General features: G+C 62.3%; 11 protein-coding genes. 6 read left to right on the top strand and 5 right to left on the bottom strand.

Annotation, left to right across the window (positions count from 1 at the left end; translation table 11 throughout):
• Nucleotides 1-4: 4 nt before the first annotated feature.
• From AC3IT6_RS04690 to AC3IT6_RS04715, 6 genes are all read left to right on the top strand, one after another.
• The gene (locus tag AC3IT6_RS04690; RefSeq protein WP_489354452.1) at nucleotides 5-1,363 is read left to right on the top strand and encodes a DUF1329 domain-containing protein; all 1,359 of its coding nucleotides are present in this window, start codon (nucleotides 5-7) and stop codon (nucleotides 1,361-1,363) included.
• A gap of 222 nt (nucleotides 1,364-1,585) precedes the next feature.
• A complete protein-coding gene (locus AC3IT6_RS04695) occupies nucleotides 1,586-2,677 on the top strand; it encodes a WD40/YVTN/BNR-like repeat-containing protein (protein ID WP_489354453.1) in 1,092 nt (363 codons plus the stop codon).
• Between the two features lie 16 nt (nucleotides 2,678-2,693).
• On the top strand, nucleotides 2,694-5,213 hold the full coding sequence (locus tag AC3IT6_RS04700) for an efflux RND transporter permease subunit (protein ID WP_489354454.1): 2,520 nt from the start codon (nucleotides 2,694-2,696) through the stop codon (nucleotides 5,211-5,213).
• Between the two features lie 6 nt (nucleotides 5,214-5,219).
• On the top strand, nucleotides 5,220-6,998 hold the full coding sequence (locus AC3IT6_RS04705; protein ID WP_489354455.1) for an acyl-CoA dehydrogenase C-terminal domain-containing protein: 1,779 nt from the start codon (nucleotides 5,220-5,222) through the stop codon (nucleotides 6,996-6,998).
• 24 nt (nucleotides 6,999-7,022) lie between these two features.
• On the top strand, nucleotides 7,023-8,666 hold the full coding sequence (locus AC3IT6_RS04710; protein ID WP_489354456.1) for a fatty acid--CoA ligase: 1,644 nt from the start codon (nucleotides 7,023-7,025) through the stop codon (nucleotides 8,664-8,666).
• A 316-nt stretch (nucleotides 8,667-8,982) separates the two neighbouring features.
• On the top strand, nucleotides 8,983-9,327 hold the full coding sequence (locus AC3IT6_RS04715) for a potassium channel family protein (RefSeq protein ID WP_489354457.1): 345 nt from the start codon (nucleotides 8,983-8,985) through the stop codon (nucleotides 9,325-9,327).
• 150 nt (nucleotides 9,328-9,477) lie between these two features.
• On the opposite strand, the gene AC3IT6_RS04720 is transcribed toward AC3IT6_RS04715, so the two are convergent.
• The 5 genes from AC3IT6_RS04720 to AC3IT6_RS04740 form a co-directional block, all read right to left on the bottom strand.
• Nucleotides 9,478-9,699, bottom strand: coding sequence for a formate dehydrogenase subunit delta (locus AC3IT6_RS04720; RefSeq protein WP_046040259.1), 222 nt, complete (start codon nucleotides 9,697-9,699; stop codon nucleotides 9,478-9,480).
• Complete coding sequence (fdhF, locus tag AC3IT6_RS04725) at nucleotides 9,696-12,578, bottom strand: formate dehydrogenase subunit alpha (RefSeq protein ID WP_489354458.1); 2,883 nt, start codon at nucleotides 12,576-12,578, stop codon at nucleotides 9,696-9,698. The genes AC3IT6_RS04720 and fdhF overlap by 4 nt, the downstream gene beginning before the upstream one ends.
• Nucleotides 12,575-14,134 (bottom strand): formate dehydrogenase beta subunit, encoded by a 1,560-nt coding sequence (locus AC3IT6_RS04730; protein ID WP_489354459.1) that lies wholly within the window; start codon nucleotides 14,132-14,134, stop codon nucleotides 12,575-12,577. The genes fdhF and AC3IT6_RS04730 overlap by 4 nt, the downstream gene beginning before the upstream one ends.
• Nucleotides 14,134-14,610 (bottom strand): formate dehydrogenase subunit gamma, encoded by a 477-nt coding sequence (locus tag AC3IT6_RS04735; protein ID WP_103394280.1) that lies wholly within the window; start codon nucleotides 14,608-14,610, stop codon nucleotides 14,134-14,136. The genes AC3IT6_RS04730 and AC3IT6_RS04735 overlap by 1 nt, the downstream gene beginning before the upstream one ends.
• Before the next feature lie 822 nt (nucleotides 14,611-15,432).
• Nucleotides 15,433-15,744 (bottom strand): DUF3077 domain-containing protein, encoded by a 312-nt coding sequence (locus AC3IT6_RS04740; RefSeq protein WP_489354460.1) that lies wholly within the window; start codon nucleotides 15,742-15,744, stop codon nucleotides 15,433-15,435.
• Nucleotides 15,745-16,034 lie beyond the last annotated feature (290 nt).

Here is a 16,034-nt window from a genome sequence, read left to right on the forward strand (position 1 = left end):
CAAGATGAAATTTGTAAAAACCGTGTTGGCCGCTTCGCTGGCCATGGTCTTCGCCGCTCAGGCACAGGCTGCTGTTTCAACTCAGGAAGCTGCCAAGCTCGGCGCCAGCCTGACCCTGGTAGGGGCTGAAAAAGCCGGGAACGCTGATGGTTCCATTCCTGCCTACAACGGTGGCCTGACCACCGCACCGGCCAGCTTCAAAGCCGGCGACAGCATGCGTCCGGATCCGTTTGCCAGCGAAAAACCGCTGATGGTGATCGACGGCAAGAACGTCGATCAATACAAGGGCATGCTCACAGCGACCACGGTAGAACTGGCCAAGCGTTTCCCGACGTTCCGTGTCGACGTGTTCCCGACGCACCGCACCGTTTCGCTGCCTCAAGCGATCCTGGACAACGGCGTGAAGAACGCCAGCGGCGCCAAGTCCCTGGAAGGTGGCCTGGCCATCGACAACGTGCTGCCGGGCATTCCGTTCCCGATTCCGCAGTCGGGCAACGAAGCGATGTGGAACTTCCTGTTGCGCTACCAAGGCGTCAGCATCAGCTCCAAGTACGACTCCTGGAACGTCGACTCCGCCGGTGTGCCAAGCCTGGCGACCACCGGGCAAGCGAACATCTCCTACCCGATCTACGAAAACCTCTCGCAGCCGATCAGCAGCGCCGACGTGTACTACCAGATGAAGCTGGCATACACCGGGCCTGCGCGCCGGGCTGGCGAGGCGATCATGCTCAAGGACGCCGCCAACCCGTTGCAGCAACCGCGTCGCGCCTGGCAGTACTTGCCGGGGCAGCGTCGGGTGAAACTGGCGCCGAGCCTGGCCTACGACACGCCTAACCCGGGTACCGCTGGCGCGGGCACCTACGATGACGTGTTCGTGTTCAACGGTGCGCTGGATCGCTACGACTGGAAACTGGTCGGCAAGCAGGAAATGATCGTGCCTTACAACACCTACAAGCTGACCTACGTGCAGGATCCTAAGTCGCTGACCACTGCCAATCACCTGTCACCGGACTTCGTGCGTTGGGAAAAACACCGCGTCTGGGTCGTTGAAGGCAACCTCAAGGCCGGTGCTCGTCACATCTACCAGAAGCGCCGCTTCTACCTCGACGAAGACAGCTGGACCGCTTTGGCCTCGGATCAATATGACGCCCGTGGTCAGCTCTATCGCGGTTCCTTCGCCTTCCTGAGCCAGAGCTATGACAAGCAGGTTCCGGACTCCACGCCGTTCATGATCTATGACCTGGTCGGCGGTTCCTACAACATCAACGGTGTAGTCGGCCCTTACGGCGGCATCAAGTACATCGAGCCGCTCTCCAAGGCCCAGTGGTCTTCGGAATCCCTGGCCGGCGCCGGTATTCGCTAAGCCAACTGCAAAAACGCGCTCGCACGATCCACCGGCACTGTAGGAGCGAGCTCGCTCGCGATGGACTCAAGGACACCGCGGGGAACCAGACTCCCCGCGTCATCGTTAACGCCCATCGCGAGCAAGCTCGCTCCTACAAGCAGCATGATCTGCACGGCGTGAGGTTTTACCGTCAGGCACACGGATGTGTGCCCCGACGCGGTTTTCCGAAGAGGACGCAGTATGTGTTCGTATAAAAATAATATGTTGCAGCTGGCGTTTGGCGTTGTGCTTTGCCTGTCGCAGGGCATCACCCAGGCGGCCGATTACGTCGATGTGCTGGACCTGCCCGCCAGGGTCAGTGCCTTGGCCATCAACAGCCCGTTGTCCGGCATGACCCGCGCCGGTGGGCGGGTGATTACCGTCGGCCAGCGTGGCCATATTCTGTTTTCCGATGATTCGGGAAACCACTGGCAACAGGCCGCCGTACCGGCCAGTGCCGACCTCACCGCGGTGAGTTTTCCGACCACCACCCAAGGCTGGGCGGTGGGTAATGACGGCGTGGTGCTGCACAGCAGCGACGCCGGCGCGACTTGGCACAAGCAGCTCGACGGTCGTCAGATCGGCGCCTTGCTGGTCAAGCATTACACGGCGCTGGCCAGCGCCGAACCGGGCAATGAGCAATGGCCGCTGCTGGTCGCCGAGGGCCAGCGCCTGGCCGAGCAGGGCGCGGACAAACCGCTGCTCGACGTCTGGTTCGCCAACGACAAGACCGGCTATGTGGTCGGGGTATTCAACCTGATCCTGCGCACCGACGACGGTGGCCTGACCTGGACGCCATTCCAGGACCGCACCGACAACCCCCAGGGTTTCCACCTCAACGCCATCGCCTCCACCGGCGACAGTCTGTACATCGCCGGCGAGCAAGGCCTGCTGCTCAAATGGGACGACAGCACCCAACGCTTCGCCGCCGTGCCGACGCCTTATCAAGGCAGCTTCTTCGGCGTGCTCGGCAAGCCCGGCGAAGTGCTGATCTACGGCCTGCGCGGCAACGTGTTGCGCAGCACCGACGGCGGCCAGCGCTGGACCGCACTGGACAGCGGCCTGCACGTCAGCATCACCGCCGGCCTGATCGACGCCCGTGGCAATTATCGCTTGTTCACCCAGGGCGGGCAGATGCTGGTCAGCCAAGGGACGGGCGTGCAGTTGCGTCTGAAGCAGCAACCGGCACCGACGCCGGTCGCCGGTGCCACCCAGTCCGCCGCTGGCGCGTTGGTGGTAGCGGGCAGCCGTGGCGCCCGGACGCTGTCCGCCGATCCAGCCCTCGAACCCTAAGAGCGAGAACCCAGACATGGGCAATATCAAACAAGACGCCATGCCGGTGATCCGCGAACTGCGCGATTTCGACCAGCGCTCCGGCAACCTCCTCGAACGGCTGGTATTCAATTACCGCCCGCTGTTCATGCTGCTGATGGCGCTCGCCACCGTGGTGCTGGGCTTCATGGCGCTGACTCGCCTGGAGTTGCGCCCCAGCTTCGAAAAAATGATTCCGCAGAGCCAGCCGTACATCCAGAACTTCCTGGAAAACCGCCACTCGCTGCGCGGTCTGGGCAACTCGGTGCGGGTGGTGGTCGAGAACACCCAGGGCGATATTTTCGATCCGCAATACCTCGACGTGCTCAAGCAGGTCAACGACCAGTTGTTCCTCACCGAAGGCGTCGACCGCGCGTGGATGAAGTCGCTGTGGAGCCCGGCGGTGCGCTGGACCGAAGTCACCGAGGACGGTTTCCAGGGTGGCCCGGTGATGCCCGACAGTTATCAGGGCTCGCCTTCCGACATTGAACAGTTGCGCCAGAACATCTCCCGCGCTGGCTTGGTGGGCAGCCTGGTGGCCAGCGATTTCAAGTCGACCATGCTGATCGTGCCGCTGATGGACAAAGCCGCCGCCGGTGGCCAGCGCATCAACTACCACGCCTTCTCGCAGATGCTCGAAGAGCAGTTGCGCGACAAGATCGAATACGCCGGCGACAGCGCGGCGCGTCAATCCGGGGTCGAAGGCACCGGCCAGTACAAGGTGCGGGTGATCGGCTTCGCCAAACTCATGGGCGACCTGATCGACGGCCTGATCCAGGTGATGATGTTCTTCGGCCTGGCCGTGGTCACCTCGCTGATCATCATCTACGCCTACACTCGTTGCGTGCGCAGCACCCTGCTGGTGGTCGGCTGCTCGCTGATCGCGGTGGTCTGGCAACTGGGCATTGTCGCCTGGCTCGGCTACGCCATCGATCCGTACTCGGTGCTGGTGCCGTTTTTGATCTTCGCCATCGGCGTGTCCCACGCCGCGCAGAAGATGAACGGCATCATGCAGGACATCGCCCGTGGCACCCATAAACTGATCGCTGCGCGCTACACCTTCCGCCGTCTGTTCATCGCCGGCGTCACCGCGTTGCTGGCCGATGCCGTGGGCTTCGCCGTGTTGATGCTGATCGACATCCCGGTGATCCAGGACCTGGCGATCACCGCCAGCATCGGCGTCGCGGTGCTGATCTTCACCTCGCTGTTGTTGATGCCGGTGGCCCTGTCCTATGTCGGTGTCGGGGCGAAAGCCGCCGAGCGTGCGCTGAACATCGACAACCGCGCCGAGAAGCACAAAGGCTTTGGCAAACTGTGGGACGCGCTCGATCGCTTCACCACCGCCAAATGGGCCACGGGCGCCGTGCTGGTTGCGGTGTTGATGGGCATCGGCGGTTTCATGGTCAGCCTGAACCTGAAGATCGGCGACCTCGACAGCGGGGCGCCGGAGTTGCGCGCCGACTCGCGCTACAACCGCGACAACGCCTACATCACCCAGCATTACGCGCTGTCCAGCGACCTGTTCGCGGTGATGATCAAGACCGCGCCGGAAGGCTGCCTGAACTACAAGACTTTGGTGCTCGCCGATCGCCTGGCCTGGGAGCTGCAACAGTATCCGGGCGTGCAGGCGACCGCGTCCTTGGTCAACGCGGTACGCCAGATCACCGCCGGCACCTACGAAGGCAACCCCAAGCTCAACAGCATCCAGCGCAACCAGGACGTGCTCAACTACGCCGCCCAGCAAGCCTCGGTCAACTCGCCGGAGCTGTTCAACACCGACTGCTCGCTGATGCCGGTGATCACCTTCCTCAAGGATCACAAGGCCGAGACCCTGGACGCGGTGGTGGCGATTGCCGACCAGTTCGCCAAGGAAAACAGCACCGCGGATCGCCAGTTCCTGCTCGCCGCCGGCACCGCCGGTATTGAAGCCGCGACCAACATCGTGGTCCGCGAAGCCAACCGCACCATGCTGCTGTACGTCTACGCGGCGGTGACGCTGTTCTGCCTGATCACCTTCCGCAGCTGGCGCGCCACGCTGGTGGCCCTGTTGCCGCTGGTGCTGACCTCGATCCTCTGCGAAGCCTTGATGGTGGCCATGGGCATCGGCGTGAAAGTCGCGACCCTGCCGGTGATCGCCCTCGGGGTGGGCATCGGCGTGGACTACGCCTTGTACCTGCTCAGCGTGCAGTTGCACTTCCAGCGCCAGGGCTTGCCGCTGTCCGAGGCCTACCGCAACGCCGTGTCCTTCACCGGCCGCGTGGTCGGGCTGGTGGGCATCACCCTCGCCGCCGGCGTGGTGTGCTGGGTCTGGTCGCCGATCAAGTTCCAGGCCGACATGGGCATCCTGCTGACCTTCATGTTCCTGTGGAACATGCTCGGTGCGTTGATCCTGATTCCGGCCCTGTCCTACTTCCTGCTGCGCGAACGGGCTCCTCAGCCCGGTGCTGTCGCGGCAACCGAAACCGCTGAATCCACTGAACGTCCCGGCATGCCGCATGCCGTGACCACTTCCGAGTAAGCCAAGATGTCTGATTACAAAGCTCCCCTGCGCGACATGCGCTTCGTCCTCAACGAGGTTTTCCAGGTGTCCCGGCTCTGGGCACAATTGCCCGGCCTGGCCGAGGTGATCGATGAAGAGACCGCCGCCGCCATCCTCGAAGAGGCCGGCAAGATCAGCGGCGAAGTGATCGCGCCACTGAACCGCGCCAGTGACGAACAGGGCTGCACCTGGAACGACGGCGCGGTCACCGCCCCGGACGGTTTTGCCCAGGCCTATCAAGCCTTCGCCGAAGGCGGTTGGGTGGGTGTCGGCGGTGATCCGCAGTACGGCGGCATGGGCATGCCCAAGGCCATTTCGGCGCAGGTCGAAGAGATGGTCAACGCGGCCAGCCTGTCGTTCGGCCTGTACCCGATGCTGACCGCCGGCGCCTGCCTGTCGATCAAGGCCCACGCCAGCGAAGAACTGAAAGCGGCTTACTTGCCGAACATGTACGCCGGCACCTGGACCGGTTCGATGTGCCTGACCGAAGCCCATTCCGGTACCGACCTGGGCCTGATCCGCACCAAGGCCGAACCCCAGGCCGATGGCAGCTACACCATCAGCGGCAGCAAGATTTTCATCACCGGTGGCGAGCACGACCTGACCGAGAACATCATCCATCTGGTGCTGGCGCGCTTGCCCGATGCACCGGCCGGGCCGAAAGGCATCTCGCTGTTCCTGGTGCCGAAAGTGCTGGTCAACGCCGACGGTTCGCTGGGTGAAAACAACGCGCTGTCCTGCGGCTCCATCGAACACAAGATGGGCATCAAGGCCTCCGCCACTTGCGTGATGAACTTCGACGGCGCCACCGGCTGGATCGTCGACGCACCGAACAAAGGCCTGGCGGCGATGTTCACCATGATGAACTACGAGCGTCTGGGCGTGGGCATCCAGGGCCTGGCGCAGGGCGAGCGTTCGTACCAGAACGCCGTTGCCTACGCCCGTGACCGCCTGCAAAGCCGTGCACCGACCGGCACGCAATTCAAGGACAAGGCCGCCGACCCGATCATCGTGCACCCGGACGTGCGCCGCATGCTGCTGACCATGAAAGCCTTGAACGAAGGCGGCCGTGCGTTCTCCAGCTACGTGGCCCTGCAACTGGACATCGCCAAGTACAGCGACGACGCCCCGACCCGCCAGCGCGCGCAGGACCTGGTCTCGCTGCTGACCCCGGTGGCCAAGGCCTTCCTCACCGACATGGGCCTGGAGACCACCATTCATGGCCAGCAGGTCTTCGGCGGTCACGGCTACATCCGCGAATGGGGCCAGGAGCAACTGGTGCGCGACGTGCGCATCACCCAGATCTACGAAGGCACCAACGGCATCCAGTCCCTGGACCTGGCCGGGCGCAAGATCGTCGGCAGCGGCGGGGCGCTCTACCGTCTGTTCGCTTCGGAAATCCGCGACTTCACCGCCAACGCTGGCGCTGATCTTGCCGAGTTCACCCAACCGCTGAACGCTGCCGTCGACACCCTCGACGACCTGACCGCGTGGCTGCTGGACCGGGCACAAAACAACCCGAATGAAATCGGCGCGGCCTCGGTCGAGTACCTGCACGTGTTCGGCTACACCGCGTACGCCTACATGTGGGCACGCATGGCCAAGGCCGTGATGAGCGGCGATGCCGAAGACGATTTCTACACCAGCAAACTGGCCACCGCGCGTTTCTACTTCGCCCGGTTGTTGCCGCGTATCCACTCGTTGAGCGCATCGGCCAAGGCCGGCAGCGACTGCCTCTACGAGCTGCAAGCCGATCAGTTCTGATCGAAAGAACAAGGAACCTTAAACATGATGGCGACAAAAATAATTCCGCCCGCCGACGGCGCCTATGCCTATCCCTTGCTGATCAAGCAATTGCTGCTGTCCGGCGTGCGCTACCAGCCGGGCCGGGAAATCGTCTACGCCGACAAGCTGCGCTACAGCTACGAGACCCTCAACAAGCGCATCCGCCGCCTGGCCAATGCGCTGACGGCGGCCGGGGTCAAGGCCGGTGACACCGTGGCCCTGCTCGATTGGGACAGCCACCGCTACCTGGAATGCTTCTTCGCCGTGCCGATGATCGGCGCGGTGCTGCACACGGTGAACATTCGCCTGTCGCCGGAGCAGGTGCTGTTCACCATGAACCACGCCGAGGATGACCTGGTGCTGGTGCATGATGATTTCCTGCCTCTGGTCGAGCAGATCCACGGTCGGCTGGAAACCGTTAAAGGCTACCTGCAACTCACCGATGACGAGGCGACCACGACCTCGCTGCCGGTGCTGGGCGAGTACGAGCACCTGCTGTCCCTGGCCCCGGAGCAGTACGACTTCCCCGATTTCGACGAGAACTCGGTCGCCACGCTGTTCTACACCACCGGCACCACCGGCGACCCGAAAGGCGTGTACTTCAGCCACCGGCAACTGGTGCTGCACACCCTGAATGCCGTCGGCACCCTGGGCGTCTATCAGGGCCAGCCGCTGCTGCGCTCCGACGATGTGTACATGCCGATCACGCCGATGTTCCATGTGCATGCCTGGGGCGTGCCGTATGTCGCGACCCTGATGGGCATCAAGCAGGTCTACCCCGGCCGCTACGAACCCAACAGCCTGGTCAAGCTGTACCGCGAAGAGAAGGTGACCTTCTCCCACTGCGTGCCGACCATTTTGCAGATGATCCTCAACTGTGAAGAAGGCAAGGCGACCCGTTTCGACGGCTGGAAAATGCTCTTGGGCGGCAGCGCGCTGACCCTGGGCGTGGCCAGCGAAGCCAATGCCAAAGGCATGGTGGTGCACGCCGGCTACGGCATGTCCGAGACCTGCCCGTTGCTGTGCCTGACGTACTTGCGCGATGAAGACCTGCAGCTATCTGCCGAAGCGCAACTGCCGATCCGCATCAAGACCGGCACGCCGGTGCCCATGGTCGATCTGAAGATCATCGACGCCGACGGCAACGACGTGGCCCATGACGGCGAGTCCCTGGGCGAGATCGTGGTGCGCGCGCCGTGGCTGACCCAGGGCTATCTGAAAGCCCCGGACAAAGGCGCGGAGCTGTGGCACAACGGCTGGCTGCACACCGGCGACATGGCCTCGATCGACCCGCTGGGCGGCGTGGAAATCAAGGACCGCATCAAGGACGTGATCAAGACCGGCGGCGAGTGGATCAGCTCACTGGAACTGGAGAGCCTGATCAGCGAACACCCGGGCGTGATGTCCGTCGCCGTCGTGGGCATTGCCGACGAACAATGGGGCGAACGCCCGATGGCCATGGTCGTGTGTGAGCCGGGGCAATACCTTGACCGCAAGATCCTGGAGGTTCATTTGCAAGCCTTCGTCGACGGCGGGCGCATCAACAAATGGGCGATTCCGAAGCAGTTCAAGTTCGTGACCGAAATCCCCAAGACCAGCGTCGGCAAGATCAACAAGAAGCTGATTCGGGAAACTGAAGCGAACTGAGGGATAAACCTGCCACCGTCGCCGATGGTCGCAACTTAATTGTAGGAGCGAGCTTGCTCGCGATGGACTTGAGGGCGCCGCGTTTAACCAGTAAACACGCGTAATCGTTAACGACCATCGCGAGCAAGCTCGCTCCTACAACGAGTCCAGCAGCAGGCGGTTTCTGGATAGCCCGGTCGGCGTCATCTTTGTCATAGTCCCCGGCAAAGATAACGCCCCGTCGGTCGCGGTTTTCAGCGCTTGTGCCAAGCTGAACGGGGTATTGAACCGCCGCGCATTCAAATGCCGGCCAGTCAGACCCCAGGAAGCCCACGACATGAACCTCGCCCGTGCATCAAACGTCCGCAAAGAGTTCTACAAAGCCGTCTGGTTCTATTTCAAAGTGGTGTGGCCGATCTTCTCGGTACTGCTTTTAGTGATCATCGCAATCGGCCTCATCATCGCCCAGTTGGAAGGGTGGAGCCCTGATGACGGTGTCTACTTTGCCTTCGTGACGGGCCTGACCATCGGCTATGGAGAGCTGGTGCCAAAACTGGGTATTTCACGGGTGCTGGCGATCCTGCTGGGTTTCAACGGCGTACTGATGACCGCGACATTCGCGGCGATCAGTGTCCGGGCGATTGAAGTGACCGTGACGGCGTCACGGCAGAAGGAAGAGTAGGGGAGGTCAACCGTGTGAAGCCAACACACAACCCCCTGTGGGAGCGGGCTTGCTCGCGAAGAGGCCAGTACATTCAACATCGATGTCGCCAGAACTGACGCCTTCGCGAGCAAGCCCGCTCCCACAGTTATTCAATCGGGATCCTCCAGACTAAGCCTCCCAGCCCGCCCCAGTCACCGCCGCCTGCACCAGCGGGTGCAAGTCCGCCCCCTGATGCTCCGTCTGCCAGGCCAGCAACTCCTTGCGCATGCTGGGCGCCCAGTACATCTGCATATGATTGCGCACGCTGAGCACCGCCTGTTGCTGGTCCGGCTGGCTGGCAAAGTACTGGGCGATCTGGTTGGCCATCTTGATCAGGTTGTCCGTGCTCATCGGCGTACCTCGGCTTTGGTCCCGCGTTCCTTGCGACGAGCGTCAAGCAAACGCTGCTGTTCCTCGCTGAACTCCTGGAAGCGCTTCTGCCACTCCGAAGGGTGGTACACGCGGCTGACTTCCACGGCGGTGACCTTGTACTCCGGACAGTTGGTGGCCCAGTCGGAGTTGTCGGTGGTGATCACGTTGGCGCCCGATTCCGGGAAGTGGAAGGTGGTGTACACCACGCCCGGGGCGACCCGTTCGGTGATCCGCGCCCGCAGCACGGTCTGCCCGGCGCGGCTGCCGATGCCGACCCAGTCACCTTCGTTGATGCCACGACTCTCGGCGTCGGTAGGGTGGATTTCCAGGCGGTCTTCGTCATGCCAGGCGACGTTGTCGGTACGTCGGGTCTGGGCGCCGACGTTGTACTGGCTGAGGATGCGCCCGGTGGTCAGCAGCAGCGGGTAGCGACTGTTGACCTTTTCCTCGGTAGGCACGTAGCCGGTGAGCATGAAGCGCCCCTTGCCACGCACGAATTCTTCGATGTGCATGGTCGGCGTGCCGTCCGGTGCCTCGGCGTTGCACGGCCATTGCAGGCTGCCGTGGCGCTCCAGTTCGGTGTAGCTGACGTTGGTGAAGGTCGGCGTCAGGCTGGCGATTTCATCCATGATTTCTGATGGATGTTTGTAGTTCATCGGGTAGCCCAAGGCATTGGCCAGGGCCACCGTGCCTTCCCAGTCGGCCTTGCCGCCCAGCGGGTCCATGACCTTGCGCACCCGGGATATGCGTCGTTCGGCGTTGGTGAAGGTGCCGTCTTTTTCCAGGAACGAGCAGCCCGGCAGGAACACATGGGCGAACTTGGCGGTTTCGTTGAGGAAAATGTCCTGCACCACCACGCACTCCATGGCCGACAGGGCTGCGGTGACGTGCTGGGTGTTCGGATCGCTCTGGGCGATGTCTTCGCCCTGGCAATACAAACCCTTGAAACTGCCGGCCAGGGCCGACTCGAACATATTGGGGATGCGCAGGCCCGGGTCAGGTTGCAGGGTGACGTTCCAGGCCTGTTCGAACTGCGCTCGTACCACCTCGTTGGAGATATGCCGATAGCCAGGTAGTTCGTGGGGGAAGGAGCCCATGTCACAGGAGCCCTGCACGTTGTTCTGCCCACGCAACGGGTTCACGCCCACGCCTTCGCGGCCGATGTTGCCAGTGGCCATGGCCAGGTTGGCGATGCCCATCACCGAAGTACTGCCCTGACTGTGTTCGGTGACGCCCAAACCGTAGTAGATCGCCGCATTGCCACCGGTAGCATACAGGCGGGCGGCGGCACGGATATCGGCAGCGGGTACACCGCAGATTGGGCCAAGGACTTCCGGCGAGTTATCCGCACGGCTGACGAACTCGCTCCACTGGGCGAAATCGCCAGGCTCACAACGGGCGTCGATAAAGTCTTGTTTGAGCAGTCCTTCAGTCACGATGACGTGGGCCAGTGCGTTGAGCATGGCGACGTTGGTACCGGGGCGCAAGGCCAAGTGATACTCGGCGCGGGCATGCACCGTATCCACCAGATCGATGCGACGCGGATCGATGACAATCAGCCGAGCGCCTTCACGCAGGCGGCGTTTGAGCTGGGAAGCGAACACCGGGTGGGCGTCGCTGGGGTTGGCGCCCATCACCAGGATCACGTCGGCCTGCATCACCGAGTCGAAACTCTGGGTGCCGGCGGACTCGCCAAGGGTTTGTTTCAGGCCATAGCCGGTCGGCGAGTGGCAGACCCGCGCACAGGTGTCGACGTTGTTGTTGCCGAACGCGGCGCGCACCAGTTTTTGCACCAGATAGGTTTCTTCGTTGGTGCAGCGGCTGGAGGTGATGCCACCAATGGAATCGCGGCCATATTTTTGCTGCAACCGACGGAATTCGCTGGCGGCGTAGGTCACCGCTTCATCCCAGCTGACTTCCTGCCACGGGTCGCTGATGTGTTTGCGGATCATCGGCTTGGTGATGCGATCCGGGTGGGTCGCATAGCCCCAGGCAAAGCGCCCTTTGACGCAGGAGTGGCCGTGGTTGGCCTGGCCGTTCTTGTCCGGAACCATGCGTACCAGTTGGTCGCCCTTCATCTCGGCGCGGAACGAGCAGCCCACACCGCAATAGGCACAGGTGGTGATCACGCTGCGTTCGGGCTGGCCCAGTTCGACCACGCTTTTTTCCATCAGCGTCGCGGTGGGGCAGGCCTGCACACAGGCGCCGCAGGACACGCATTCCGAGTCGAGGAAATTCTCGCCACCAGCGGCGGCGACCCGGGATTCAAAACCGCGCCCGGTAATGGTCAGGGCAAAGGTACCCTGGGTTTCTTCGCAGGCGCGCACGCAGCGGTTGCAGACGATGCACTTGCTCGGGTCGTAGTCGAAATAGGGGTTGGAGGTGTCTTTCACGTCCTCCAGATGGTTCTCGCCTTCATAGCCATAACGCACTTCCCGCAGGCCAACCTGGCCGGCCACGGTTTGCAGCTCGCAGTTGCCGTTGGCCGAGCAGGTCAGGCAGTCCAGCGGGTGATCGGAGATGTACAGCTCCATGACATTGCGCCGCAGGGTCGCGAGCTTGGGCGTCTGGGTGTGCACGCTCATGCCTTCGCTGACCGGCGTGGTGCAGGACGCCGGATAACCGCGCATGCCGTCGATCTCTACCAGGCACATGCGGCAGGAGCCGAAGGCTTCCAGGCTGTCGGTGGCGCAGAGTTTGGGAATGGTGGTGCCCAGCAACGCAGCGGCGCGCATCACCGAGGTGCCTTCGGGCACGCTGATGCTGCGGCCATCGATGTTCAGGGTGACTTGCACCTGGCTGTCGCGAGCTGGTGTGCCGAGGTCGATATCGGTTTTCGGGTCGAAGAGAGTGATCATTGTTCGGCCTCCGAGGCTTGCAGACCGAAGTCAGCGGGGAAGTGCTTGAGGGCGCTGGCCACGGGATAAGACGTCATGCCGCCCAACGCGCACAGCGAACCGTATTGCAGGGTGTCGCACAGGTCCTTGAGGATGATCACCTGCTCATCACGACTGCTCTGGTCAGGCGCGGCCAGCAGACGGTCGATCACCTCGACACCACGGGTGGAGCCGATACGACACGGCGTGCATTTGCCACAGGATTCCTCGGCGCAGAACTGCATGGCGAAACGCGCCATGCGGGCCATGTCCAGGGTGTCGTCAGCCACCACCACACCACCGTGACCGAGCATCGCGCCGATGGCCATAAAGGCTTCGTAATCCAGCGGCGTGTCGAATTGCGCAGGTGGCACCCAGGCGCCGAGCGGGCCGCCCACCTGCGCAGCCTTCAGCGGTCGGCCACTGGCGGTACCGCCGCCGTAGTCTTCCACCAGTTCCCGCAGAGTCAGGCCAAAAGCCCGTTCCACCAAGCCGCCGTGTCGAATATTGCCTGCCAACTGGAAAGGCATGGTGCCAAGTGAACGGCCCATGCCGTAGTCGCGGTAGAACTGCGCACCCTTTGCCAGTATCAGCGGCACCGAGGCCAGGGTCAGCACGTTGTGCACCAGCGTCGGTAGGCCGAACAACCCCTGCAAGGCCGGAATCGGCGGCTTGGCGCGGACGATCCCGCGTTTGCCTTCGAGGGAGTCCAGCAGCGCGGTTTCTTCACCGCAGATATAAGCACCGGCCCCGACCCGCACTTCCATATCGAAGGCCAGGCCGCTGCCGCCGACATTGGCGCCGAGGTAACCGGCTTCTCGGGCGATGTTCAACGCTGCACGCAGCGTGGCCACGGCATCCGGATATTCCGAGCGCACATAGATGTAGCCGAAGGTGGCGCCGACGGTAATGCCGGCAATCGCCATGCCTTCGATCAGCAGGAAAGGGTCACCTTCCATCAACATGCGGTCGGCAAAGGTGCCGGAGTCGCCTTCGTCGGCGTTGCACACGATGTACTTTTGCGCAGCCTGAGTGCCGCGCACCGTGCGCCATTTGATCCCGGCAGGGAAGGCCGCGCCGCCGCGGCCACGCAGGCCCGAATCGAACACAGCTGTCGCGGTCTGCTCGCCGCCAATGGCGATGGTCTGGGTCAAACCCTCGAAACCGCCGTGGGCCCGGTAATCCTCCAGGGACAGCGGCCGGGTGATGCCGGCGCGGGCGAACAACAGGCGTTGTTGAGACTTGAGATAAGGCAACTCTTCTACAAGACCCAAGGCCAGCGGATGAGCAGACGGTTCACCTTGCAGCGAATCGAGTACCGACGGCACATCGTCAGCAGTCAGCGGCCCAAAGCCGATCCGACCTTGCGGACTGTCCACCTCCAGCAACGGTTCCAGCCAATACAGGCCGCGTGAACTGGTGCGCTGCAATTCCAGCGGCAAATTACGTTCCCGGGCCTGAGTGATCAGGGCCACAGAGACCTCATCGGCCCCCACGGCGCGGGCAAGGGAATCACAGGACAGATAAAGAGTCGGCATCACGCGTCCTCCCGGCAAGCATCGAGCAATGCATCCAGACGCTCGGCACTAAGCCGCGCATGCACCCGGCCATCCAGCTCCAGAGCCGGCGAACAGGCGCAGGCACCAAGGCAGTACACCGGACGCAAACTGATGCTGCCATCGGCGCTACTGCCGTGATCGTCCAGTTGCAGACGCTCGCGCAACTGCGCGGCAAGCTGCTCGGCACCACGGCTCTGGCACGACTCGGCCCGGCACAGCCGCAGGATATGCCGCGCAGGCGGCGCGGTACGGAAGTCATGGTAAAAACTGATCACCCCACGAACCTCGGCCTGGCTCAGGTTGAGGGCATGGGCAATCTCGGGGACGGCGGCATCGGGGACGTAGCCGATGCGCTCCTGAATATCATGAAGAATAGGCAACAGCGCACCCGGGGTGCCCTTATGGCGCTCCAGCAGACTGTTGACCACAGGCAGGTGCAACATCTCATCAGGCATTCAGCAATCCTCACGGTCACGGACAAACCAGGCGGTCGTCGGTTGTCCGAAAGTGTCGGCTGCGGCATTCACACCACGTCACGGTATCGTGGCATCTACAGACCGTCGGCCAGGGCACCCTGAGCGGGCATCTTGTTGCGCCCGGCACGGTCTTCGCCGCGCCTCTATAGGGGCATAAAAACCAGATTGCCACGCGGCCCTTGATTCGGCCGCACCAGAGCGACGTGTTTGGTTCTGTCTACGACCTTGTATTGAGTCTAGAAGAACGCGGCATCAGGCGCCGTGCCAGAGGGGAGGTTGCTGGAGTTATGCACAGGGGATTGCCTGTGGAGAAGGTGGCGATCAAGCCCACCAGATAGACCTGGAGGCCTGAAATCCCAAAACCGATTCCCCAGCATTTACTTCGAACCCAAGCAATCAAAAGCCCCGAAAACCTCGAGGCTAATCCCAAATGTCACTCAACACACAAAGCCCCCCTGTGGGAGCGAGCTTGCTCGCGATGGCGCCAGCCCAACCACCATCAATGCTGATGATGCACCGCAATCACAGCCCATTCTCCCTCTGGGGCCAAACAATGCCAGTCAGCTCACCGCAATCCCTGTAGGAGCGAGCCTGCTCGCGATAGCGCCAGCCCAGCCACCATCAATGCTGAAGATGCACCGCAATCACAACCCAGTCACCCAGTCGGTCCAAATAATGCCTGTCTGCTCACCGCAATCCCTGTGGGAGCGAGCTTGCTCGCGATAGCGCCAGCCCAACCAACACAAATGCTGAACCAGCTACCACCATCACAAGCCACCCACACCCCACAGGCCTCAACCACTAACCCTCAGCCGTCGCCCCCGCCCGCTTCGATACCGGCGCACAAGTCCGATCCCGAGTCAGCACCTTCACCGCATCATCCACCAACGCCTTGCTCATCGAAGTCAGATAATGCGCAGCCCAAGCGTGACGATCGGTGTCTCTGGCATAAGCAGCATCTTCAGTGAGCGTCTTGGCCAGGAACAGAAAATCGGAGGCCATGGATAACGCATCACCAAGAGGAACCCCGCGAGTGACATGAAACAGCGCTTGATCCGCGCAATAGATGGCTGGTGTCAGGCCGATGGTTTTGAGTTCAGTTTGTTCAGTCATTGGCCACCTCCGAGGATGGAGAGGCAATGGGGGAGGGTGTTACGCGATTGGGAATCGCATAGAGAGAAAAGCCAAATTTCAAACGGATTGATGCTGCGCATTATCCAACTCCTTGATATGAGGAGCTGCCACGTTCGTTTCCACACGAATGGGTGACAGCTGTGCGCAGGGTGGAAAACCGGGAATCAAGGAAACCGGCACGCCCGAAGACGTCCCACGCACAGCCGCCATAACTCACGCCGCAGGCATAAAAAAAGCGCCGGCAGACGTGATGGGGGCGCTGTTGCGCC

The organism is Pseudomonas sp. KH_017, assembly GCF_057840285.1.